Here is a 21,184-nt window from a genome sequence, read left to right as displayed (position 1 = left end):
TATCCTCCCTACATTCCCTAGCCTCCCAAAGGAAAGAAGAAAGAAAATGGAAACAACAGCTTGCAAAACTGGCTCAAAATTTCCGCCGCGTCTTCCTGCCTCCCTTGCCTCCCCAGCCTCCCAGAAAGCTGATCTCCGGCGTGAAATCACGCCCTGGGGCCTGCTGGTCTGGGCCTACCGTGATGAATGCGTGCGCGCCAAGAGCGGCAGCCAGGAGGGTAGCTTCGGCCATACCGATTTCGTCATGGCGCGCTATGGCGAGGGGCAGGCGCCACGCGGCACGATCAATGGCTTTCTGGAACCGCATGAGGATGCGCTGCTGATCGACAAGATCATGGCGGACTGGTTCTCCGGCATCGACCAAGGCTATGTGCACACGGCACGCCACGCCGAGAAGGGTGTGATGCCGGTGCATCCCGACAAGCTGGAACGCGCGCGGCTGGTGCCTGTGCTCAAACCCAATGGCAAGCCGCGCATGATGTATTTCAGTGGGGCTGCCATCTGCTGCGAGCTGGAAGCCACCGGCCACACGCCACAGGATATCGCGCGGCATGAGACCTATTGGGACTTGCTGATGGGATTGCTGCCGGTGCTGAAGGCCCGCGCCTTCACCCGCTGGCGTGTGGTGTAAAGGGGATGGCGGGCAGGTTTTCAACCCTTGACCGATAGCCTCTTGACGGCCTGGGGAGAATCATTGACAAAGCGATGAAGGGTGTAAACCGACTAGGCAAACCGGACGCGAAGGCGGTCCGGTTTTTTAATGTGATGCTGCGGGGTTTTGCGCGTGCTGTCTCTCTCGGTCTCTTCCAACATTGCTGAGGTGAAGCGCGGCATGCTGCGGGCCGAGCGTGAAGTTCTGCCGCTGGCCACCGCCAAGGCTTTGACCTTTGCGGCTGAGGCCGGGCAGAAGGCCATCAAGGCCAGCATGACCGAAGTGTTCGACCGGCCCACGGCCTATACGCTGAACGCGACCTATATCAAGGCTGCGACTGTCGGCAACCCGGAAGCCCATGTCTATCTCCGGCAGTTCGGCGGCAAGGGTGTTTCGGCTGATCGGTATCTGTTGCCTGAGATTGATGGTGGTGTGCGCCACCAGAAGAGTTCTGAGCGCCAGCTCGGGCCGCTGATGCGTGGCATGCGCTTTGCCATTCCGGCTGATCTGGTGCCGCGTGATGGCTATGGCAATGTGCCGGGCCGGGTGTTCACCCAGATCCTGTCGCAGTTGCGCGTATCAAGCGATGCCATGCAGAACCAGACAGCTGGATCAAAGCGCCGGGGCAAGGCCAAGGGCAGGGAGGAATACTTCATCCCACCACCGGGCTCACCCCTGCGGGCTGGCGTGTGGAAACGCATGGGCCGCAACGTGATGCCCGTGCTGATCTTCGCGGATCATGCCAACTACAAGCGCCGGCTGAACTTTTATGGCGTGGGCATGGCAGCGGCGCGTGATGCCTTCCCGGTCAAGCTTGAAGAGCAGCTGAGCCGCGAACTGGCCCGTGTCCTGCCCCGGTAGGGGGGGTGGGGCATAGGTTCTCCCCAGCCTCAACCCGTCTGCGGGTAATTCGGACCGTCATCATGCTCCAGTCTGACGGTAAAATTAGAGCCTAAAGAGCTAAAGAAGGTTTCTAAAGTGGACGCTCAAGTTGCCAGCAAAAGCGAATTTGCGGCGCTTGTTGGCGTGTCTGCTGGCCGTGTGAGCCAGTGGATTTCGGAAGGAAAGATCACGCCCGCCGAGATGGAGGGCGAAGGCCGCAGCGCCAAGATCAAGATTGCCCAGGCCAAGGAACGCCTGAAGCTGAAACTCGACCCGGCCCAGCGGCTGGGCAACGGGCTCGGCACAAATCTGACCGCGCCGCCGGCACAGCCTGGTGAAACCCAAGGCCGCGAGACGAACGCACCATCCGCACCCGTGGATGAAATGGACAAGCAGCTGAAACAGCAAAAGCTTGCCCAGGCGCAGTACCAGAACCGCAAGCTGGAAGAGGAGGAGCGCGCCCGTCGCGGCATCTATGTGCTGGCCGAGCAGGCCGGGGCCGAAACCGCCAAGGTCGCCGCGAGCATCCTGCAAATGTTCGAGGCCAGCATGACGGAAGTGGCCAGCGAGATCGCGGCAGAATTCAAACTGCCATCGCGTGACCTGGTGCATCTGATGCGCAAGCGGTTCCGCGACGTGCGCGCCAAGTTGGCGCACCAGTTGGCCGACGAGGCCGAGGCCCTGCCGCCCGTCATCGACGCGGACGAGGTCTAAGCATGGGCATCCAGCTTTCGAATGCCCGGTACGTGGCCCTTATGGCCGCCGCCCGGGTGGTCAAGCCTGCCGAGGCGGTGGATTATGCTGCCTGGGCGCCAGCGAATATCGTGTTCTCGAAACGCGAAAGCGCCTTTCCGGGGCCCTATAACCCCGACCTGTTTCCGTTCTTCACGGAAATCCTGAAGGCCTTCGGGCCAGATGATCCGTGCCGGGTGATCACGCTGCACAAATCGGCGCAGCTCGGCGGCACGGTGCTGGCCAATGTGTTCACTTTGGGCACGCAGGCGATGGATCCGTGCGACTTTCTCTATGTCCACCCGACCGACGACAATGCGGTGCGCTGGTCGAAGCTGAAGCTGAAGCCGATGCTGCGCTCCACCCCCTCGGTGGCGCGGCTCTTTCCGGAACGCTCGCGCGACGGCGGTGACTCGATCCTGTTCAAGGAACGCGCCGACGGGCAGGGCTCGATCCTGATCTCGGGCGCGAACTCGCCGGCCTCGCTCAGCCAGGTGTCGATGCCACGGCAAGTTCAGGACGACCTGGCCAAGTGGACAACCAATGAAGCGGGTGACCCGGAACAGCAGGCCGACAGCCGCAGCCGCGCCTATGACTTTGCCAAGATCTTCAAGAATTCGACACCGCTGGTGCAGCCGGGCTGCCGGATCACCCGCAGCTTCGAGGCCGGCAGCCAGGAATATTACCAGGTGCCATGCCCGCATTGCGGTCACATGCACGCCCTCGAATGGGGCAACATGTTGCAGAACCTGGACGAAGCACAGCCGGAGAGGGCCTGTTTCGCCTGCCCGTCCTGTGGCGGCATCATCGAGGAACACCACCGCCGCGACATGGTGTTGAAAGGCACATGGGTGGCGCAGAACCCGACGGCCGCGCGCCATCACCGCAGCTTCCACCTGTGGTCAGCCTATGGGCCGCTCACCACGTGGGAAGCCATCGCGCGCGAATGGCTGAAAGCCAAGGGCGACCCGGCGGCCGAGCAGACCTTCCTCAACGACACGGTGGGGCAGGCCTATGAAGCCAAGGGCGAGGCCCCGCCCTGGGAGGAATTGCGCGACCGCGCCGCCAAGAGCGAGATCGAACGGCGCATCGTGCCGGTCTGGTGCGTGGTGCTCACGCTGGGCATCGACGTGCAGAAGGACCGCGTCGAGTGGCAGCTCATCGGCTGGGGCCGCGATTTCCGGCGCCACGTGGTCGAGAAGGATATAATCACCGGGCACATCTCGGAAGAGCCGACGATGACTGGCCTGACCAACCTTCTAGCCACCGAGTGGCGCCACCAGGCGGGAACCAAACTGAAGATCGACATGGCCGCGATCGACGGCAATGCCTGGACCGAAGATGTCTGGGGCTGGGCCCGCCGGCATCCGGCTTCGCGCCTGATCATGGTGCGCGGCGTAGGTTCGGAATCAGCGCCTTTGCTGGTGCGGGTGAAGAAGGAACGCAACCGCGCCGGCAAGCTGATCAAATGGGCTGGTAGGTTCTACAATTTCGGCACGTCGGTTTTAAAGATGGCGCTGTACCGGAATGTCGCCAAGCTCGACCCGATGGAGCGCGGCTATGTGGGCTTTCCCAAGGGCCTCGAAGATGAATATTTCCGCCAGCTCACGGCCGAACACCGCCAGCCGGTGAAGCGCCGCGACGGCTTTCTCGAATACAAATGGGTGAAGGACCCCAACCAGGCCAACGAAATGCTGGACACGATGCTGCAGGCCGAGGCCGCGGCGATCCGGCTGGGCCTGCGCGACTGGCCCGACAAGGTCTGGGACCGGCTCGAAAGCGAACGCGCTACGCCGCCCAAAGATGCGCAGCTCGATCTTGAAGATTTGCCGCTGGCTCCGAAGCCCGCGGTTGAACAGCAAAAACCCGCAACGTCGCTTGCGCGCCCGAAGCCTACGCCGCGTCCTAAGCGCGGCGGCTTCGTTCAGAACTGGTGAGAGATGACCAACCCACTCGATAATCCGCCCGAAGGTGAGCCTGTTGCCCCTCTCGTGGCTGGTGACACATGGACATGGCGGCGATCCGACCTGGTGGCCGCCTATCCATTGGTGGCATATGCCTTGGCCTATGCGATGAAACGTGATGGTGATGCCGATGCAGCACCTGTGACATTTGCTGCTGCCGAAACCGGCAACACCTATCAGGTCACCGTGCCTGCCGCGACCACTGCCGATTTCACACCCGGCACCTGGGTGTGGTCGGCGTTCATGACACGCACCAGCGATAGCGCGCGCGTCCAGGTGGCGACCGGCAGCTTTACCGTGGTGGCCGACGGCACGATTTCGACGGCCGATCCGCGCAGTCATGCGCAACGCATGCTGGACGCGATTGAGGCGCTGCTCGAAAACCGCGCTACGTCGGACGTGAATTCATATTCGATTGCCGGCCGCTCGCTGACCAAGATGTCGGTGACCGAGCTTCGGCAATTGCGCAACTATTACCGCCGCGAAGTCAGCGGTGCCAATGTCAGCCGCATCAAGGTGGCGAGGTTTCTGAACTAATGGGCTTCTTTGATCGCTTCCGCCGCAAGTCTGTGGCCCCGGTGCGCATCGCGCCGACCCTTGGCAAACGCAATTATGAGGCGGCAAGGCCTTCGCGTATTGCCGGCGGGTTCACCAGCCTGGGCTATGTGCGTTCGGTCAACGAGGAAATCCGCTGGGACCTGAAGGGCCTCATCGCCCACAGCCGCAAGCAGGCGCAGAACAACGACTATCTGAAGGCTTATTTCTCGCTGGTGCGCCGCAACGTGGTGGGCCCACATGGCATTCGTTTCCAGAACATGGCGATCAACACCAATGGCGCCCCCGACAAGGCGGCCAATGACGCGATTGAAGGTGCTTTTGAAGAGTGGGGCCGCAAGGGCAATTGCACGCTCGATGGCGAGACCAGCTGGCGCGGGCTGCAAGAACTCATTGTCCCGACCGTGGCACGTGATGGGTCGGTTCTGGTGCGCGTGTTCAAGGGCCGCAGTTATGGCCCCTTTGGCTACCAGCTGCAGGTGATGGAGATCGATTTTCTCGACATCCTCACCAATGAAATGCTGCCCAACGGTGGCTCGATTCGTCTGGGCATCGAGTTCGATGCCGACGGAAGGCGGGTGGCCTATCATTTGTTCACACGCCATCCCGGCGAATATATGCCGGGCCGCGCGCTGACCCGGATCCGCGTGCCGGCCGACCAGATGCTTCTGATCATGCGGCCTGAACGTCCGGGACAGATCCTCGGGGTGCCATGGAACTATACGGCGCTGCGCCGCCTCAACATGCTGCACGGCTATGAGGAAGCGGCGATCACAGCCGCGCGCGTGGGGGCCTCGCAGATGGGCTTCTATGAGCGTCTGCCGGACGCCGATGCGGCTGGCAAGTCCGAGCTTGAGGAAGGCGAGAAATCCGAGACCGGGGCACTTGTTACCGATTTCACCCCTGGCATGATCGAAGAACTGCCGATGGGCGTGAGCTTCAAGGCGCATGACCCGAAATATCCGACGGGCGAGATGAAGCCCTTCATGCAGGTTGCGCTTCAGGGCGCGGCTGCGGGCCTCGACGTGTCCTATGTCACCTTGGCCAATGATTTGTCGGGCGCCAATTTTTCCAGTCTCCGGGCTGGCAAGGGCGAAGAGCGCGACGAATGGAAATGCCTGCAGCAGTGGATCATCGAGGAACTGCATCAAAAGGTCTTTGAGCAGTGGCTGCCATTGGCCTTCCTCTCGGGAAAACTGGGCAACCTGCCACTTTCAAAAATCGAAAAGTTCGCACAACCGCGCTGGCGGCCGCGCGGCTGGGCCTATGTCAATCCCGGCGATGAATCGACCGCCAACCAGCGCGACATGGCGTCGATGCTCAGAAGCCCGCAGGAAATCGTCGCCGAGCGCGGCGCTGAGCTCGAAGAGGTCTTCAACGAAATCAAGCAGGCCAAGGAACTCGCCAAGAGCATGGGTCTCGAATTCAACCCGATGGCGCCGGGCCATGAAACTGCAGTGCCGATGGCGCCGGGCGATGCGGCTGATGAGGCCAACGGAACCGATACAGCTGACAAGCCGAAGAAGCCGCCCAAGGGCGGGAAATAGGAGACCGATATGGATGTGAAAGACATGAAGCTGCCGGTCCTGCACCGCGCGGCAGAGCTCACCTATCGCCAGGCCGGCGAAGGCGAGAGCGAAGACACGGTCGAATTCAGCTTCTCCTCGGAAGAACCGTATGAGCGCTGGTTCGGCTTTGAGGTCCTGGGCCACAAAGACAGCGAAGTGAACATGGACTGGATGATGTCCGGCCGTGCGCCTTTGCTGGTGGACCACAAGACCGGCGTCGATGACCAGATCGGCGTGATCACGAAAGCCTGGATTGAGGGCGGCCGCGGCAAGGCCATCGCGCGGTTCGGCAAGGACAAGCGCAGCCAGAAGATCAAGGAACGTGTGAAGAGCGGCGATCTCACCAATATTTCGGTGGGCTACCGCGTCCTCGAAATGGAGCTCGTGACCCAGCGCACCGATGGGCCTGACACCTATCGCGTCACCCGCTGGCAACCCATGGAAAACTCAATCGTCACCATCCCTGCCGATCCGACGATCGGCGTGGGGCGCAAGGGCGAGAAGGCGGAACATGCGGTGAAGATTGTCACGAAATCCGCCAGCGAACCTCCTCCCAATCCCATCAACACAGGAACCAAAACCATGACCAAAGAAAACGAAAATGCTGCCTCCTGGCAGGAAAGTGCCCGCAGCGCCGGCTACAAGCCGGAAGCTGATGTGCTGGCCGCCGAGCGCTCGCGTATCGCCGAGATTGAAAAGATTGGCGCGCAGTTCAATCGCGGCAAGCTCGCCTCCGAACATGTGGCCAAGGGCACCTCTGTGGACCAGTTCCGCGGCGTCATGCTCGATGAAGTGGGTGCAGAAACCGTGGCTGAACGCAACGAGGCCCAGCACAATATCGGTCTTTCCCGCAAGGAAGCCCAGCAGTTCCGCTTCACCCGCCTGATCACGGCGCTATCGCCGTCGGCCAAGCGCGCCGAGCAGGATGCCGCGAGGTTCGAGCTCGACGCCATTGAGGCCGCCAGCAAGGGCCGCGACGGCAAGGCCTTGGCCAAGCGGGGCTATGCCATCCCGATGGAAGTGCTGCGCACCCCGCTGGTTGATGAAACCCGCACCGCGATGAATGTCGGCACGGCTGCCAATGGCGGCAATCTCGTTGCCACTAACCTGCTGTCTCAAGATTTCATTACCTTGCTGCGCAACAAGATCCTGGTGCAGCGGATGGGGGCCACCGTCCTGACCGGCCTTGAGGGCTTTGTCGCCTTGCCGCGGCAGACCGGCGGTGCCACCGGCGCGTGGCTGGCGGAATCGGGCTCGTCCTCGCCCAGCCAGCAGACGCTGGACCAGGTTTCGCTCAGCCCCAAAACCTTCGCCGCATCAACCGAGATCAGCCGCAGGCTCCTGCTGCAATCCTCGCTTGATGTGGAAAGCCTGGTGCGCGGCGATATCGCCGCCGTCATTGCTTTGGGCATCGATCTCGGCGCCTTGCACGGGTCTGGTTCGTCCAACCAGCCCACGGGTCTCGCCGGCCAGACCGGCGTCAATGTCGTGGCGCTGGGCACCAATGGTGCGGCCCCGGCCTGGGCCGACATGGTCAACATGGAAACCCAGATTGCGGTTGCCAATGCCGATGTCGCCAATATGGGCTATCTCTCCAATGCCAAGGTGCGCGGCAAGCTGAAGACCACACTGGTGGCGTCGTCTGCGGGTTCCGACTTCATCTGGGGCAAGGAGCTTGATGCCAACGGCTTCGGCCAGGTCAACGGCTACAAGGCCGGCGTGTCCAACCAGGTGAGCTCGACGCTGACCAAGGGCTCGGCCTCGGGCATCTGCTCGGGCATCTTCTTCGGCAACTGGGCAGATCTGTTGATCGGCCAGTGGTCGGGCCTCGACATGCTGGTTGACCCCTACAGCAACTCGCTGAACGGGGCGCTGCGCATTGTGGCCTTCATGGATGTGGATGTTGCCTGTCGCCATGGCCAATCCTTCTCCTACATCGCTGACGCGCTGACGACCTAAGCGGCGCAAAGCTGATCTCCTCGCAAGACGGGGCAGGGGACTTCGGACCCCTGCCATTGCATGCAATCCGCCGCAGGCGCGGACCCAACCCCTTAAGGAGCCATCATGGCCGACGAAAAACTCACCAAGATCACCATCCTCTCCGACACCATCATCAAGCGCGGCATTGTCTCGCGGGGCGACGTCATCGACATCGACGACGACAGCCGCAGCGATGCCCTCTACCTAATTGCCAATGGCCAGGCCGCCGAAGGCGAGCAGAAGCTCAAGGCTGCGCCCGCCAACAAGGCGGTGAGCGGCGCGGATCTGCAGGCAAGATAAACCGCATTCCCTCCACCCGCAGCACGGCGCCTGCGGGCGCCGTTTTCTTTGAAAGGCCTGCAAAATGAAAACCGGAATTGCCAACAGCCTGGTGGTGGCTGGGCCGCAGAACACGCTGTTCCAGCCCGGCGAAAAAGTCACGGGCGACGATGAGCAGATGCTGGCCTTCGCCGCACTCGGCCAGGTGACGCTGGATGTTGAAGCAGCACCTGCTGCCCAACCGCAGCGCGAACGCGCAAAGCCTGCCGATGCCTCTTGATCTCGACGGCGATCTTGCCGTGTTTTTCAACACGGATGAATTCGCCAAGCCGGCCACCTATCAGGCGAAGACCGGTGGAGCCGTCACCATCCAGGTGCTGTTCGACAAGGCCTGGATGAATCTGGCCGACATGGCCTCTGTAGGCGTTTCCACCGTCAACCCGATGGCGCGCGCCAAGACGGCTGACCTGCTGGACGGCGGCAGTGCCGGCGAGACGCTGGTGATCGCCAGCACCACCTATCAAATCCGTGACGTGCAGCCCGACGGGCAGGGCGTCACCACGCTTGAACTCCAGAAGGTCTGAACCCATGGCCCATGTCCGCCAGCAGCTGCGTGATGCGGTCTCGGCCGTGCTTTCAGCTGATGCCGCGCTCACGGGCAAGGTCTTCGTCAACCGGGTCGATCCGCTGAACGAGGCGCAGGATCTGCCGTGCCTTCTGGTGCTGGTCACCGATGAGGCGATTGAGGCTGAAGCCATGGCCGTGCGCCTGCTGAACCGGCGCATCACCTTCACGGTTGAAATCGTGGCCAAGCTCGATGGCAGTTTTGATGACACGCTGGAAGACCTGGCCACCGCCGCAGAAGTGGCGCTGGCTGCACCCACCTTTCCGGTCAAGCTGCTCGATCTGCGGCTCACAGCGGCCTCCAAGGGCCGCCCCAATGGCGAAGGCCAATCCAACCTGATGCTGCTGCGCCTCACCTACGAGGCGTGGGGCCAGACGCTCGAAGACGATCCCGAAACCTTCATCTGAACTGAACACAGGAGAACGAGATGACAACCTATCACGGCAAAGGCGGCGTGGTGAAGATCGGCGCCAACACGGTGGCCCAGGTGAAAAGCTGGACCTTCACCCAGTCGGCGGAAACGCAGGACACATCCGTGATGGGCGTGGATGATGAAACCCATCTGGTGGGCCGGCGCAGCGCCTCAGGCTCGATCAGCTGCCTCTACGATGAAACCGATGCCACCGGGCAGGAGGTGATGGTGGCTGGCGCTTCGGTCAGCCTCGTTCTCAACCCTGCGGGCACCACGGTCACCCGCAAGAACCGCAGCTTCACGGCCACCATCACCAAGATCGATGAGCCGGTGAATGACAATGGCGTCATCACCCGCAGCTTCGACTTCAAGGTCAACGGCGCCGCCACCCGCGGCACCAACTAACAAAGGGGATGATATGACCATTCTTGAAAATGCCATCAAGCGCTTCGGCGCTTTGAGATCGGCCGATGCGCCCGAATGGGCCGACGAAAATGGTGTCGTGCCCACCATCTACTGGAAGCCGTTGACCGGCGAGGAACAGGGCAAGCTGATGCGCATGAGCAAGGCGCAGGAAGACAATGCCGAAGAGTATGGCGCGCGCCTGTTCATCACCAAGGCCATCGACAAGGACGGCAAGCCGCTGTTCGGCGTCGAGGACATGCCCGCCCTCCTGGCCGAAGTGGATTTCACCGTGGTCAACCGCATCACGTCTGAAATGCTCAACGTGTTGAGCCCCAAGGCCGCCTCAAAAAACTAACCGACGATCCCTGGACCGGTTTTGTCTTCGGTCTGGCGGATCGCCTGGGAAAAAGTGTCGCCGAAATCCTTGATCTTTCGGCCGATGAACTCGTGGGCTGGATGGCCTGGCACGAGCAACAGAACAGGAAATAGACATGGCGACCGTCAATTCCAATGTGCAGTTTGCGATTTCTGCGCGGGACCAGGCCTCGCAGGCCTTCCACGCGGTGCGCAACAGCATGGAACGCGTCAACGATTCATATGAAGGCATGAAGCGGTTGGCGGAAACCGCCTTTGCCGGTTTTTCACTGGCCATGGTGGTGGAACAGTTCAACGCCGTGAACGAAAAGATCGCCCAGATGGGCGACGACGCCCAGAAGATCGGCATGCCGGTCGAGGCGCTGTCGAAGTTGCGTTTCGCTGCTGACATGACCAGCACGTCTTTCGATACGCTGCTGTCGGGGATGTCGCATTTCGACAAGGGCCTCAGCCAGGCAGCAGCCGGCGGCGGCGGCGACATGCAGCGTGCCCTGAAGGCGATGGGCATTTCGATCACTGATGCCAATGGCAAGGTGAAGAGCCAGATTGATATCCTGAAAGAAACATCCGATGCGTTCGCCCGCCATCGTGATGATGAGAACAAGACCGCACTCTCCGCCGCCATTTTTGGCAAGGCGGTGGGGCCTGATCTGGTGCCGTTCCTCAATATGGGGAGTCAGGCGCTGGAGCGCTATTTTGCCGAGGCCGAAAAGCTCAACGCCGTCGTTGGCGAAGATTCAGTGCAGGCGTCCGAGCGCTACAATCAAGGTATCGTGCGGATGCAGACCGCACTCTTTGGTCTCGAAAAGCAGCTGGTCATGCAAACCGCGCCTGCAATTTCTAGCGCAACAGATGCGCTTACGGAAATGCTCGTGAAGATCGAGGAGTCGCCCACTAAAATTGGCAAGATGCAAGCTGCATTCGACGGTTTGCAAAAAAGCGGCATTATGTCGTGGTACAATTACGCGATCACGCTCGGCAATCAACCAATGGCCGATGCTATTGGCAGATTCCAAAATGCGTTGGTCCATCCGCAGGCAACCGCAACGTCTGCTTATAATTGGATGAATGGAATTACGGAATCAAATAGCGAAGGAAAGGGTGACCTTCCGGCAACCGTAAAGACTGTTACACCTCCACAGGCGCCACTTAGACCTTCGTTCAGTGCTTTCAGCCCAGGCGGCGCCGCAAGGCAGCAGATCGATGAAGCGCAGAAGCTGATCGACAAGCTGCGCGTGATGAACACGGAGTTCACCCGTGGCCATCTGCAGATGGAGATCGACAACAATCTCCGCCAGGCCGGAACGAGGGCCACTGCCGCGCAGCGCCAGCAGATTACGGCGTTGACCATTGAGCATGCAAGACTGGCCGCGCAGGAACAAACCACCCTGCAAATTGCCAAGAATGCCGAGCAGGCCCGTGAAGCCATGATCGGCTCTCTTGAAAATGTGGCCGAGATGGGCCTCGATGTTTTTGACCGCATCGCCATCAAGGGCGAAAATGCGATTGATGTGGCGCGTGATTTGGAGGCGCAGCTCGCCAAGGCGGCCTTGCAAGCCATGTTTTTGGGTCAGGGCCCCCTTGCCGGTCTGTTTGGATCCAGCATCAGTGGCGGCCTTTTCGGGTCACTCTTCAGTGCGCCTGGTCTCTATGCCTCGGGCGGCGAAATTGGAGCTGGCCAGTGGGGCGTGGTGGGCGAGGGCGGCGGCATGGACCATGCCGAACTGGTCAAGGGCCCGGCCACCGTCATCCCCTTGAACAGGATGGGCGGCGGCGACAGCGGCAGTGGGCCCAACGTCACATTCAACATCAATGCGCCAGGCGCTGACCAGGCTGCCATCGCGCAGCTGCGGCGCGCCATGACCGACCTCGTCAAGAACCTGCCGAAGACCATCATCACCACCAATCAGCGCGAACGCGCGGCGTCTCCGGGATATTGATCATGGCCACCACCTATGACTGGCCCCGCGATGTGCTGTGGAATCCCGGCGCCAACCGGTTCCGGCTGGCCAATATCTCGCAAGTGTCAATGTCGCCCTATACCGGCAACCAGAAAGTGATCACGCAGCAGCAGGTCTGGCATGCCGAGCTTGACTTCAGCAACCATGAGACGGCCGACGGCATCGATATCCAGGGCTTCATTGACGGGTTGGAAGGCGGGGCGAATCCCGTGCGGCTGTTCGATCATGCGCGGATCCGGCCCCTTCTGCTGTCGTCCACGGCCAGCTTCTTTTCCGATGGCACGGGCTTCTCCGACGGCACGGGCTTTCTCGATGGCTATAACCTTACGGTCCTGACCGCAGCGGCCAAGGGGGCAAGAACGGTGGCCCTGACGGGTTTCCCGGTTTCGCAACCCGTGCTGAAGCGCGGCGACCTGTTCGAGATCAACGGCTTTCTCTACCAGGCCCGCTATGGCGTGAGCAGCAATGCCGCCGGCCAGGCGCTGGTGACCATCCAGCCCGGCCTGCGGGCAGGGGTTGCGGCGGGGGACGTGGCGATCACCGATTATCCTTCTGTCTCGATGACGCTGCTCAATGCCGGTGATGCCGTCGTTCCGCGCATCGAGAATTATACCGGCCCCTTCACGCTGAGTTTTGTGGAACCCTTGCCATGAAATCCCTTGGCTGGATGATTGACCAGCTGCTGCGTGGGCCCACGATGCGGGTGGCGCTGCTGGTGGAACTGACATTGCCGGCGGGAACCGACCGTTTGTGGAGTGGTGCTGGCAGCCTGGTCTGGAATGGCAACACGTTCAAAGGCCTGGGCCGCCTGGGCCGGGTCAGTGGCGCAGGCGAAACCGCTGAAATCCGCACCACAGAGACCACCTATGCGATGAGCGGCATCGTCGATATCGAGGGGATCAACAATTACATCAACAGCCCGATCCGGGGCGGCATTGCCAAATGCTGGTTGGCCTTCCTGAATGACGATGAGACGATCATCCCCGATCCGGTGCTGATCGACATCACGGAGCTCGACACGGCGGGCCTGACTTTCGCCGAGGACGGCACGGCCACGCTGGCGCTGCGCGGCACATCGGCCATTTTCAACTTCAAGAAGCCGCGCGGGCGCTACGTCAGCAATGAACAGCAGCAGGCCGACTATCCCGGCGATACCGGCATGGACCGCGTGCCGGGGCTGGCCAGCAGGACAGTGTCATGGACGCGCACATAGTGAACGCGGCCTGCGCGCAGGCTTTGTCTCAACCGATGCAATGGGGTGTGGATGATTGTTGCAAGTGGGTTGCTAACATCATCCAGCAGGCCACGGGCAAGGATCTGATGGAAGGCATCGCGCCTTACGGGGATCGATATGAAGCATTGCAGGTCATCCGCGAATATGGTGGGCACGGCCTGCATGACGCAGCCATCAAGATGGCAGCGCTTCACGGCTTTCCAGAATTGCGCGCGCCGTTTTCTGGTGACCTGTTCGGGCTGGTCCCACTGAAAGAAGAAGGATTTGCCATTGGCCTGTTTTTCGAAGGCAAGTGGCTGTGCCGCAATGAAACCGGCGTGACCGTGCTGCCGCCTGATCATTGCCTTGTGGCCTGGAGATTCATGTGAGCCTGTTTCGCAACCGCTTCATCAGCACCACGATGCTGGCCTGCGATCCGATCAGCCTTACGGCGTCGGGGGCGGTGATCTCCAGCCTGCTGTCCACCACCATCATCGGCTCGGTGACGGTGGGGCAGGTGGCACTGACGCTGGCGTTGTCCGGCGCATCCTATTTGCTGCAACAATCGGCCGCTGCGGCCGCGGGTGCTGGCGTCGATCAGGGCGTCAAGCAGACGGTGCAGAATGCGATCTATGACGAACGCCTGATCTATGGCCGCGTCATGGTGGGTGGCCGCATGCTGCTCTACGAATGCAAGCCGCCCTATCTCTATGTGCTGCTGGAAATCGCCAGCCATGAGATCGACGCCATCGAGCAAATCCAGATCAATGGCCAAGTGGTCACCTTCGACGGCAGCGGTGCGGCCAACAGCAGCAACTTTGTGAGCGCCTCCACGCCTTACGTCTATATGAGTGCCCGTCTCGGCGCGCCGGGGCAGGTGATTGATCCGCTTCTCGATGCCGATTTCCCCGAACTGGCTTCCACCTGGCGCCAGCAGGGCCATGCCTGCGTGGCCTTCAAATGCTACTATGGGTCATCGGCGGATGATCACAACAAGTTCTGGGGCTCAGGCGGCTTCCCGCAATTCCTGATGCTGGTGCGCGGCATGAAATGTTTTGATCCGCGCGATGCCACGCAATCATCTGCCGATCCCACGACATGGAAATGGACCAACAACGCTTCGCTTTGCACGGCGCATTTCCTGAATTCCGATGACGGCCAGAAGGTGGATTGGTCAGAGATCAACCTTGAACGTCTCGCCGCTGCGGCCAACCAGGACGACAACGGTATCAGCCTCGCCTCAGGCGGGGTGGAGAAACGCTACACGGTCAACGGCACGGTCAATCCGAATGCTTCGCCGGGCGAAGTGCTGCAGAACCTGCTGACCGCCAATCTGGGCGACCTCGTCTGGTCGAACGGCGTCTATAGCCCCTATTCCGGCGTGGCCCGCGATGCTGTCTGGACGCTGAATGATGATAGTGCGCGCGGCACCATGGATGTGAGGGTGACGCAATCGCGCGCTTCGCTGCTCAACCTGGTGCGTACCGTGTTCGTGGCGTCCGACCGTGACTACCAGACCGTCAATGGCCCGGTGATCGAGGATATCACCTACGCCGCCGCAGATGGCGAGTCCCATGAACTGACCCTGACCCTGCCATTCACATCATCCGCCACCATGGCCCAGCGCATCGCCAAGGCCACGATGGAGAAATCCCGTGCGGGCCGCCAGATCACCCGCCGCGAAAGCATTGACGCGTTGCGTCTGGAAGCCACCGACGTGGTGAATTTCGAGATGGGCCTTCTGCCCGCCTTGGGCTGCACGGCGCGCGTCAACCGCCTGCTGCTCGACATGGAAAAGTTTGAGTTTGAAATTGACGCCGAAGAATACGATTCCGCGGCCTTCGACTGGTCGATTGCCGACGAACAGCCCTTCACCATTTCTCCTGCAACCCTCAGCGGCGTGAACTGATCCAATGGCCTTTACCGATTATGTTTCAGCGCTGCTCACCCCGGCGTCGCGCAGCATTGCAGCCCTCATCACTGCGCTGGAAAAGCGCGGCATCTATGTGGTGGCCGATGGCGAGAACCCGACGGGCCTGACGCCCGGCAATGTGCTCTATCTGGCCTTCACCGGCCGCATCTTCCGTTATGACGCCACCGACAGCCTGACTGCGCATGACGGCACCACCTGCATCGTCACGGCCGATGGCAAGCGCTTCAAGGCCGACAACTACGGCGGATCGCAGAAGCGGTTTTGGAACACCAAATCCAAGACGCTCACCGCCCCTCCCGGTTCGCCCGCTTTGGGTGATCATTATGTCGTGGCCACCGGCGGCACAGGAGCCTGGGCGGGCAAGGATAAATATGTGGCGGTTTATACCGCGCGCGGCTGGGTGTTCCTCGCTCCCAACCCCTATGACATCATCGTCAATGATGCCGACAGCACGACCTATTATTACACCACGGGCGGGGCATGGTCTTCGGGCTTCCCCTTCACCACGGTGGCCGACAATTCGGTCTCGCCCATCAAGCTGAAATATCTGCGCTTCGGCCTCAAGATCATCAACCAGACCACCAATGCCACGCCGGGTTCACCCGCCGATGGCAATGCCTATGTGGTGGGGCCGACGCCCACCGGTGCATTCGGCACCATCGGCGCGCGCAACATCGCCATCTATGAGGGCAGCGCCTGGGTGGGTTATGCGGCCTATGACGGGGCAACCGTCTTTGATGGTAATCTGGGCGTGCAGATTACCTATCGTTCCGCCACCAGCGTGTGGACATCGGCCAGCAGTTATTCACAACTGAACATCGGATCATTGACCGCAGCGGATACAACCGTCACCCGCTCTGGCCTCTATACCTACAGCGCGACTACCGCACCCACCTCGGCGGCCAGCGTGGCGATGACCGGGGCCAGCATTGCCCATGCGGCCAAGAAGGCCAGCGCAAAGCTGGAAATCACTGTGGCGATGGGCGACATCAGCCGGGCCTCCACCACCGCCCTGAATTACACGCTGGGCCTTTTCGTCGATGGCGCCGCGAGTGCCACCGATTGGGTGAGCCTGGGCAATCTCCCTCTCGCCAATCCAGGGCCGGGAACCCTGAACCAGACATTCTATGTCGATGCACCCGCCGACACCGCCTCGCACACCTACAGCCTGCGTATTGCTTTTGATACGGCGGGTGCGGGCAGCAACACCGTCACCTATGGCCGGGTGCGCATGACCGTCAAGGAGCTTTCGTAATGGGCAGACATCCGATTGAAACGGTCTTTGTCGATGGCGCGGATGTCAACAAGACAGCGGTGCGCGATTTCGAGCGGCGCGTGATCTATGATTTCGGCGCCGCTGCGGCCGTGCAGGGGGCGAACCTTGCCAACACGCCAACCATCGCCATCAATGCCATCATCTTCCGCTATGACGCGGCCGATTTCACCACCGCAGATGATGGCGTGAATGTGATCGTGGACCTGTCCGGCCGCCGCTTCAAGAAAGTGGCGCTGGACAGCGTGTCGGTCATCCCGGCCAACACCTTTGTAGGCAACCCCACAGGCTCATTCGCAGCACCCACCTCGATGTCGCCCGCCACCGCATTGGCGATGCTTGGCCTCAACGGGCTCATCGCAGCCCGCCATCTGATCATGAACTAGGAGAACGCGCAACATGGCCGCCAATAAGCAACCGATCTTTTCGGAACTTCCCTCGATCCAGTGGGCCTCTGCCGCCATCACGGCGGCCAACACCGCGATGGACGGCACCGGCACGGTGAGCACCGTCGCCACCGGCAACAATTCCGGCAATGCGGCGGGCAACTTCATCCAGAAGCTCATTGCCCGCGCGCTGGGCACCAATGTGCAAACCGTGCTGCGCGTCTTCGTCAACAATGGCAGCAGCAATGCCACGCCTGCCAACAATACGCTGATCGCGGAAATCACGCTTCCCGCCACCACGGCTTCTAACAGCCAGGCCCAGCCAGCCTATGAGCTGCCGCTCAACCTGGCTTTGCCAGCAGGCTACAAGCTCAACGTGGTTCTCGGAACCGCTGTGGCCGCAGGCGTGCAGGTCACCGCGATCGGAGGGCAATATTGATGAAGCCCACCTATCTCAAAGTGAAGGTGCAATATTTCGCCCCTGAACAGGATGCACTGCAGGAAATCGTGAATGGCGTCGTCACCCGCTATGTCACAGCGGCTGGCAAAGTGATTGAAGAAACCTTTGCGACCTGCCGCGTGGCCGATGATGAGCCGATCCCGACGCCCGACTGGGCACCCGATGTGCCAGAGCCTGAAACCGAACAGGTCGAGGAAAATCCGGATGCTTGATCTCTCCCATCTGCCCAACACCATGAACGGCGCTGACGTGCAGCTTTTCCAGGCCACAGGCGGCGACTGGCAAACTTGGACCAAGCCGCGCGGCAAGAGCATGTTTTCGTTTTACCTGTTCGGCCCCGGTTCCGGCGGCGGCGGCGGTTGCTCTGGTGCATCTGGCACGGCGCGCGGCGGTGGTGCAGGCGGCGGTGCGGGCGGCTTTGGCCGGTTCATCGGCGTGCCTGCGCTTTTTGTGCCAGACAGGCTGCTTGTCAAAGTGCCCATGGGCGGGCTTGGTGGTGCGGCTGATGCGGCGGGCGCTGCACCCACTGAGGTTTGCCGCATCGCCTATTTCCCGTCTACGCAGAATAACGATCAGTTTATGGTGACAGGCACAGTGCCGGGTGGCGGTGGCGCGGGAACGTCCGGCGCTGGCGGCGCTGCGGGCTCGGCCTCCACTGCGCCCGGCTTTGGTTTTTTGGGCGCTTTGTGCGCCAGCGGTGTTTCGAGCGGTGGTGTGGGTGGTGTGGGTGGCGCACAGACAGGCGCTGTGGGCGCCAACACGGCGATTGGTTCTGGCGGCTCCAATTACAATCTCTCGCCGGGCGGCGGTGGCGCTGGCGTCGGGGTGAGTGACACGGGCTTTGCTGGCGGTGCTGTTTCCGTCAATAGCGCAGCTTGGTTAACCGCGCTAACCGGAGGCCTTGCAAATGGCGGTGACGGGCAGCATGGCCCCTTCCTCTGGGCACCGTTGGCATCTTTTGGCGGTTCTGGTGGCGGTTCCAACGGTACGGGTGTCGGCGGGCGCGGCGGCAATGGCAATATCGGATGTGGTGGCGGTGGTGGTGCAGGCGGGGTGACTGGTGGGCGCGGCGGTGATGGCGGCGGTGGCCTGATCATCATCGTGGCGTGGTGACGCCATGAGCCTCAAATGCCCGCTTGGACGCTATTACATCTGCCACATCGCCGTGGCGCTGATCATCGCCGTGTGCCTTTGGCCGCTGTTCGGCCTTGATGCCGGGCTTTGCGCTGGCGCTGCCTTCTATTGCGGGCGCGAGTTCACGCAGTGGCAAAGTGGACTGCCGTTTGACTGGAAGGGGCTGCTTGCGCCTTTGCTGATCTGCCTTGCCATTGAAGCCGCGCGGCTGGCTTTCATCCATCATTTTTGGAGCGCCTGACCAATGGCCATTCGCTTTGAGCCCGAAATCACCACCGGCAACATTCTCTCAATAGGTACGGTCATCGTTATGATGACGCTGGCCTACGCAACATTGAACAGCAAGGTTGATCTGCAAAGCGAGCGGATCAGCAATTTGGAAACCCGCGTTGGAACTGTCGAGTCCACAATCAGGGATGCCCAGAAAGCAAACGCTGATCGCCGCGAGATTCTGGCCTCCACCCTAAGCGGCATAAACACGCGCCTCGAAACACTTACCAAGTCTGTTGACGATCTGAACGCAAGCGTGCGCCGTCTTTCATCGCATCAAGGATCATCCCCATGAAACCCATTCACTGGCTTCTGCCAGCCCTTGTGCTTGCGTTCTGTGACCCGGCGAAGGCAGCGATGACACAGACGCCATCCTTCATGGCCTGCGCGCCCGAAACCGAAATGGCGGGCCTGTTGAAGGGCCTTGGCGTCAACCCTGTGGCGGGCGGAACGTCTGGCACGGATGACGAAAACATTGGGGAAGTCTGGGTCAACCCGCGCACCCGGCAATGGCTGGTTCTCAAGCGTGAGCCACAAGCGGAACGAGCCTGCATTCTTATCATAGGCGAACAGATGACGGCTGCGGGGCCGAAATCGTGAAGCTCACCCGCGCCGCCTTGCAAAAGATCGTACCGAACGGCAACGGCATCATCCTGCAACAGATGGAAGACAAGCTGCAAGGCTGGGGCCCCACTTTCGGGCTCAACTCCGATGACGAAATCCTGCAATTCCTTGCCCAGCTTTTCCACGAAAGCGTGGGCCTTACGCGGTTTCTCGAAAACCTGAATTATTCATCGCCCGCCCGCCTCATTGCGGTATGGCCGAAACGCTTCCCCAATTTGGCCAGCGCCAAGCCCTATGCGGGCAATCCGCAGGCCCTTGCCAACAAGGTCTATGCAAGCCGCATGGGCAATGGCGACGAGGCCAGCGGCGATGGCTGGCGGTACCGGGGCAGGGGGGGATTGCAGGCCACGGGCCGCGCCATGTACCAGAATATTTCCGCCATCCTGAGCCATGATTTCGTGGCCAATCCCGACGACATGGTTGATCCAAAATGGATCCTGCCCTCGGCGCTGGCGGTCGCCAAAATTCTCAAGCTGGGTTCCATCCATGACTTCATACAAGACACCAAAGCCCTCAATGGTGGCACCACCGGCCTTGCCGAACGCCAAGCCTATTACAAGCGGCTCCAGAATGCCTTCGCGGGCACGTAAGAGCCATATCGATGGGCTGATTTCCGGCGACCAGTGGCGCAAGCGCCGCCTTGTGGGCGGCGTCGTCATGGTATGGCTGATGGGCAATGTGCAGTTCATCATCCTCAAGGGTTCTGACACGGTTCTGAATCAGCAAGTGGTGATCGCCATGATCGGTGCCATCGTGGCCTGCTTTGGCAGCTATGTGTTTGGCGCGACATGGGACGACAGCAGCAAGCGAAATTTTGTCGCCAATGTTGAAGCCGATCCGCCGCCTTTCAACCCCGCTGATGTGGAGAACAACTGATGCTTTCTCTCATCCTGGCATTCATCAACCGCCTTCCTGCCTTCATCGTGGCCCCGGCTGCGATTGCCGCCACGCTGTTTGCCGTAACTGGCTGGAACAAGGTGTGGCATGATCCTGCCGTGCGCCGGGAAGCCCTGATTGGCTATGTGGCGGAAGTCCAGTTTAAAGCCTCCGAAGCCAAGGCCGCCGAAATGCAGCGCCAGATCAATGCAGGCAATGAGGCCGTTACCAATCTCACGGCACGGCTGGCTAATAGCACTGCCCGCGAAGCCGCCGCAAACGACAAACTCGAACAGGAAATTGCAGATCATGAAAAGCTTGGTGCCCGTTGCGCTTTGTCTGGCGCTGACGTTGAGTGGTTGCGCCGCTGACAAGCTGGACAAGGCAGGCGCGGCGCTGGGCCGATTGCAGGCCCGTGTGGCGCTTCCCGTCTATCCGGGTGAGTGCCGCAAGCATGAACCGCACGCCGCGCTCGTAGCGGGCTCTGAGGCCCTTTCGGTGTTGAAGCGGGAACGTGCCGCCCTTGATCGCCAGAACCGCCGCACAGACGATTGCGCGGGCTTCTATGACGGCTTGAAATCCAAGCTCAACTGAATCCGCCCAACAGGGCTGATCGGCGACCGCG

General features: G+C 61.1%; 30 protein-coding genes. All 30 read left to right on the top strand.

Annotation, left to right across the window (positions count from 1 at the left end; all coding sequences use genetic code 11):
- Positions 1-46 precede the first annotated feature (46 nt).
- Complete coding sequence (locus F8B91_RS11695) at positions 47-631, top strand: hypothetical protein (protein ID WP_196504013.1); 585 nt, start codon at positions 47-49, stop codon at positions 629-631.
- Between the two features lie 153 nt (positions 632-784).
- Positions 785-1,513, top strand: a complete 729-nt coding sequence (locus F8B91_RS11690; RefSeq protein WP_196504012.1) for a hypothetical protein — start codon at positions 785-787, stop codon at positions 1,511-1,513.
- A 117-nt stretch (positions 1,514-1,630) separates the two neighbouring features.
- On the top strand, positions 1,631-2,248 hold the full coding sequence (locus F8B91_RS11685) for a hypothetical protein (RefSeq protein WP_196504011.1): 618 nt from the start codon (positions 1,631-1,633) through the stop codon (positions 2,246-2,248).
- 2 nt (positions 2,249-2,250) lie between these two features.
- Complete coding sequence (locus F8B91_RS11680; protein ID WP_196504010.1) at positions 2,251-4,203, top strand: phage terminase large subunit family protein; 1,953 nt, start codon at positions 2,251-2,253, stop codon at positions 4,201-4,203.
- A 3-nt stretch (positions 4,204-4,206) separates the two neighbouring features.
- A complete protein-coding gene (locus F8B91_RS11675) occupies positions 4,207-4,767 on the top strand; it encodes a hypothetical protein (RefSeq protein ID WP_196504009.1) in 561 nt (186 codons plus the stop codon).
- A complete protein-coding gene (locus F8B91_RS11670; protein ID WP_196504008.1) occupies positions 4,767-6,332 on the top strand; it encodes a phage portal protein in 1,566 nt (521 codons plus the stop codon). The genes F8B91_RS11675 and F8B91_RS11670 overlap by 1 nt, the downstream gene beginning before the upstream one ends.
- 9 nt (positions 6,333-6,341) lie before the next feature.
- Positions 6,342-8,312, top strand: a complete 1,971-nt coding sequence (locus F8B91_RS11665; RefSeq protein ID WP_196504007.1) for a phage major capsid protein — start codon at positions 6,342-6,344, stop codon at positions 8,310-8,312.
- A gap of 105 nt (positions 8,313-8,417) precedes the next feature.
- Complete coding sequence (locus F8B91_RS11660; RefSeq protein WP_196504006.1) at positions 8,418-8,633, top strand: hypothetical protein; 216 nt, start codon at positions 8,418-8,420, stop codon at positions 8,631-8,633.
- Positions 8,634-8,697: 64 nt separating this feature from the next.
- The gene (locus tag F8B91_RS11655) at positions 8,698-8,892 is read left to right on the top strand and encodes a hypothetical protein (RefSeq protein WP_196504005.1); all 195 of its coding nucleotides are present in this window, start codon (positions 8,698-8,700) and stop codon (positions 8,890-8,892) included.
- A complete protein-coding gene (locus F8B91_RS11650) occupies positions 8,828-9,196 on the top strand; it encodes a head-tail joining protein (RefSeq protein WP_196504004.1) in 369 nt (122 codons plus the stop codon). Before F8B91_RS11655 ends, F8B91_RS11650 begins: the two co-directional genes overlap by 65 nt.
- A 4-nt stretch (positions 9,197-9,200) precedes the next feature.
- A complete protein-coding gene (locus F8B91_RS11645) occupies positions 9,201-9,644 on the top strand; it encodes a hypothetical protein (RefSeq protein ID WP_196504003.1) in 444 nt (147 codons plus the stop codon).
- A 20-nt stretch (positions 9,645-9,664) separates the two neighbouring features.
- Positions 9,665-10,054: a hypothetical protein gene (locus F8B91_RS11640; RefSeq protein ID WP_196504002.1), complete on the top strand. Its 390-nt coding sequence runs from the start codon at positions 9,665-9,667 to the stop codon at positions 10,052-10,054.
- 13 nt (positions 10,055-10,067) lie between these two features.
- Entirely contained in the window at positions 10,068-10,409 is a 342-nt protein-coding gene (locus F8B91_RS11635; RefSeq protein ID WP_196504001.1) for a hypothetical protein, read from the top strand.
- A gap of 136 nt (positions 10,410-10,545) precedes the next feature.
- The gene (locus F8B91_RS11630; RefSeq protein ID WP_196504000.1) at positions 10,546-12,369 is read left to right on the top strand and encodes a phage tail tape measure protein; all 1,824 of its coding nucleotides are present in this window, start codon (positions 10,546-10,548) and stop codon (positions 12,367-12,369) included.
- Positions 12,370-12,371: 2 nt separating this feature from the next.
- Positions 12,372-13,043: a hypothetical protein gene (locus tag F8B91_RS11625; protein ID WP_196503999.1), complete on the top strand. Its 672-nt coding sequence runs from the start codon at positions 12,372-12,374 to the stop codon at positions 13,041-13,043.
- Positions 13,040-13,603 (top strand): hypothetical protein, encoded by a 564-nt coding sequence (locus F8B91_RS11620; protein WP_196503998.1) that lies wholly within the window; start codon positions 13,040-13,042, stop codon positions 13,601-13,603. Before F8B91_RS11625 ends, F8B91_RS11620 begins: the two co-directional genes overlap by 4 nt.
- Complete coding sequence (locus F8B91_RS11615) at positions 13,588-13,992, top strand: DUF6950 family protein (RefSeq protein WP_196503997.1); 405 nt, start codon at positions 13,588-13,590, stop codon at positions 13,990-13,992. Before F8B91_RS11620 ends, F8B91_RS11615 begins: the two co-directional genes overlap by 16 nt.
- Positions 13,989-15,512, top strand: coding sequence for a phage tail protein (locus F8B91_RS11610; RefSeq protein ID WP_196503996.1), 1,524 nt, complete (start codon positions 13,989-13,991; stop codon positions 15,510-15,512). The genes F8B91_RS11615 and F8B91_RS11610 overlap by 4 nt, the downstream gene beginning before the upstream one ends.
- A 4-nt stretch (positions 15,513-15,516) precedes the next feature.
- Positions 15,517-16,791: a DUF2793 domain-containing protein gene (locus F8B91_RS11605; protein ID WP_196503995.1), complete on the top strand. Its 1,275-nt coding sequence runs from the start codon at positions 15,517-15,519 to the stop codon at positions 16,789-16,791.
- A complete protein-coding gene (locus tag F8B91_RS11600) occupies positions 16,791-17,195 on the top strand; it encodes a hypothetical protein (protein ID WP_196503994.1) in 405 nt (134 codons plus the stop codon). The genes F8B91_RS11605 and F8B91_RS11600 overlap by 1 nt, the downstream gene beginning before the upstream one ends.
- A 13-nt stretch (positions 17,196-17,208) precedes the next feature.
- Positions 17,209-17,634: a hypothetical protein gene (locus tag F8B91_RS11595; RefSeq protein ID WP_196503993.1), complete on the top strand. Its 426-nt coding sequence runs from the start codon at positions 17,209-17,211 to the stop codon at positions 17,632-17,634.
- Positions 17,634-17,867: a hypothetical protein gene (locus F8B91_RS11590; protein ID WP_196503992.1), complete on the top strand. Its 234-nt coding sequence runs from the start codon at positions 17,634-17,636 to the stop codon at positions 17,865-17,867. Before F8B91_RS11595 ends, F8B91_RS11590 begins: the two co-directional genes overlap by 1 nt.
- On the top strand, positions 17,860-18,768 hold the full coding sequence (locus tag F8B91_RS11585; RefSeq protein WP_196503991.1) for a hypothetical protein: 909 nt from the start codon (positions 17,860-17,862) through the stop codon (positions 18,766-18,768). The genes F8B91_RS11590 and F8B91_RS11585 overlap by 8 nt, the downstream gene beginning before the upstream one ends.
- A 4-nt stretch (positions 18,769-18,772) precedes the next feature.
- Positions 18,773-19,030, top strand: coding sequence for a hypothetical protein (locus F8B91_RS11580; protein WP_196503990.1), 258 nt, complete (start codon positions 18,773-18,775; stop codon positions 19,028-19,030).
- Positions 19,031-19,033: 3 nt separating this feature from the next.
- Positions 19,034-19,354, top strand: coding sequence for a hypothetical protein (locus F8B91_RS11575; protein ID WP_196503989.1), 321 nt, complete (start codon positions 19,034-19,036; stop codon positions 19,352-19,354).
- Positions 19,351-19,659 carry a hypothetical protein gene (locus F8B91_RS11570; protein WP_196503988.1) on the top strand — a complete coding sequence of 103 codons (309 nt, stop codon included), beginning with the start codon at positions 19,351-19,353 and terminating at the stop codon, positions 19,657-19,659. Before F8B91_RS11575 ends, F8B91_RS11570 begins: the two co-directional genes overlap by 4 nt.
- Positions 19,656-20,273 (top strand): glycoside hydrolase family 19 protein, encoded by a 618-nt coding sequence (locus F8B91_RS11565; protein WP_196503987.1) that lies wholly within the window; start codon positions 19,656-19,658, stop codon positions 20,271-20,273. The genes F8B91_RS11570 and F8B91_RS11565 overlap by 4 nt, the downstream gene beginning before the upstream one ends.
- Positions 20,254-20,559 carry a hypothetical protein gene (locus tag F8B91_RS11560; protein ID WP_196503986.1) on the top strand — a complete coding sequence of 102 codons (306 nt, stop codon included), beginning with the start codon at positions 20,254-20,256 and terminating at the stop codon, positions 20,557-20,559. The genes F8B91_RS11565 and F8B91_RS11560 overlap by 20 nt, the downstream gene beginning before the upstream one ends.
- A complete protein-coding gene (locus tag F8B91_RS11555) occupies positions 20,559-20,930 on the top strand; it encodes a hypothetical protein (RefSeq protein ID WP_196503985.1) in 372 nt (123 codons plus the stop codon). Before F8B91_RS11560 ends, F8B91_RS11555 begins: the two co-directional genes overlap by 1 nt.
- Positions 20,911-21,153 carry a hypothetical protein gene (locus F8B91_RS11550; protein WP_196503984.1) on the top strand — a complete coding sequence of 81 codons (243 nt, stop codon included), beginning with the start codon at positions 20,911-20,913 and terminating at the stop codon, positions 21,151-21,153. Before F8B91_RS11555 ends, F8B91_RS11550 begins: the two co-directional genes overlap by 20 nt.
- Positions 21,154-21,184 lie beyond the last annotated feature (31 nt).

Source organism: Aestuariivirga litoralis (assembly GCF_015714715.1).
Lineage (GTDB): Bacteria > Pseudomonadota > Alphaproteobacteria > Rhizobiales > Aestuariivirgaceae > Aestuariivirga > Aestuariivirga litoralis_A.
Note: the sequence above shows the minus strand (reverse complement) of the source record. Positions and strands in the feature narration are given on the sequence as shown.

Bases quoted from the DNA above. Each gene is read 5' to 3' on its own strand.
- F8B91_RS11695 (WP_196504013.1), top strand. From the start codon at position 47: ATGGAAACAACAGCTTGCAAAACTGGCTCAAAATTTCCGCCGCGTCTT.
- F8B91_RS11680 (WP_196504010.1), top strand. From the start codon at position 2,251: ATGGGCATCCAGCTTTCGAATGCCCGGTACGTGGCCCTTATGGCCGCC.
- F8B91_RS11675 (WP_196504009.1), top strand. From the start codon at position 4,207: ATGACCAACCCACTCGATAATCCGCCCGAAGGTGAGCCTGTTGCCCCT.
- F8B91_RS11670 (WP_196504008.1), top strand. From the start codon at position 4,767: ATGGGCTTCTTTGATCGCTTCCGCCGCAAGTCTGTGGCCCCGGTGCGC.
- F8B91_RS11665 (WP_196504007.1), top strand. From the start codon at position 6,342: ATGGATGTGAAAGACATGAAGCTGCCGGTCCTGCACCGCGCGGCAGAG.
- F8B91_RS11660 (WP_196504006.1), top strand. From the start codon at position 8,418: ATGGCCGACGAAAAACTCACCAAGATCACCATCCTCTCCGACACCATC.
- F8B91_RS11655 (WP_196504005.1), top strand. From the start codon at position 8,698: ATGAAAACCGGAATTGCCAACAGCCTGGTGGTGGCTGGGCCGCAGAAC.
- F8B91_RS11650 (WP_196504004.1), top strand. From the start codon at position 8,828: ATGTTGAAGCAGCACCTGCTGCCCAACCGCAGCGCGAACGCGCAAAGC.
- F8B91_RS11645 (WP_196504003.1), top strand. From the start codon at position 9,201: ATGGCCCATGTCCGCCAGCAGCTGCGTGATGCGGTCTCGGCCGTGCTT.
- F8B91_RS11640 (WP_196504002.1), top strand. From the start codon at position 9,665: ATGACAACCTATCACGGCAAAGGCGGCGTGGTGAAGATCGGCGCCAAC.
- F8B91_RS11635 (WP_196504001.1), top strand. From the start codon at position 10,068: ATGACCATTCTTGAAAATGCCATCAAGCGCTTCGGCGCTTTGAGATCG.
- F8B91_RS11630 (WP_196504000.1), top strand. From the start codon at position 10,546: ATGGCGACCGTCAATTCCAATGTGCAGTTTGCGATTTCTGCGCGGGAC.
- F8B91_RS11625 (WP_196503999.1), top strand. From the start codon at position 12,372: ATGGCCACCACCTATGACTGGCCCCGCGATGTGCTGTGGAATCCCGGC.
- F8B91_RS11620 (WP_196503998.1), top strand. From the start codon at position 13,040: ATGAAATCCCTTGGCTGGATGATTGACCAGCTGCTGCGTGGGCCCACG.
- F8B91_RS11615 (WP_196503997.1), top strand. From the start codon at position 13,588: ATGGACGCGCACATAGTGAACGCGGCCTGCGCGCAGGCTTTGTCTCAA.
- F8B91_RS11605 (WP_196503995.1), top strand. From the start codon at position 15,517: ATGGCCTTTACCGATTATGTTTCAGCGCTGCTCACCCCGGCGTCGCGC.
- F8B91_RS11600 (WP_196503994.1), top strand. From the start codon at position 16,791: ATGGGCAGACATCCGATTGAAACGGTCTTTGTCGATGGCGCGGATGTC.
- F8B91_RS11595 (WP_196503993.1), top strand. From the start codon at position 17,209: ATGGCCGCCAATAAGCAACCGATCTTTTCGGAACTTCCCTCGATCCAG.
- F8B91_RS11590 (WP_196503992.1), top strand. From the start codon at position 17,634: ATGAAGCCCACCTATCTCAAAGTGAAGGTGCAATATTTCGCCCCTGAA.
- F8B91_RS11585 (WP_196503991.1), top strand. From the start codon at position 17,860: ATGCTTGATCTCTCCCATCTGCCCAACACCATGAACGGCGCTGACGTG.
- F8B91_RS11580 (WP_196503990.1), top strand. From the start codon at position 18,773: ATGAGCCTCAAATGCCCGCTTGGACGCTATTACATCTGCCACATCGCC.
- F8B91_RS11575 (WP_196503989.1), top strand. From the start codon at position 19,034: ATGGCCATTCGCTTTGAGCCCGAAATCACCACCGGCAACATTCTCTCA.
- F8B91_RS11570 (WP_196503988.1), top strand. From the start codon at position 19,351: ATGAAACCCATTCACTGGCTTCTGCCAGCCCTTGTGCTTGCGTTCTGT.
- F8B91_RS11560 (WP_196503986.1), top strand. From the start codon at position 20,254: ATGCCTTCGCGGGCACGTAAGAGCCATATCGATGGGCTGATTTCCGGC.
- F8B91_RS11555 (WP_196503985.1), top strand. From the start codon at position 20,559: ATGCTTTCTCTCATCCTGGCATTCATCAACCGCCTTCCTGCCTTCATC.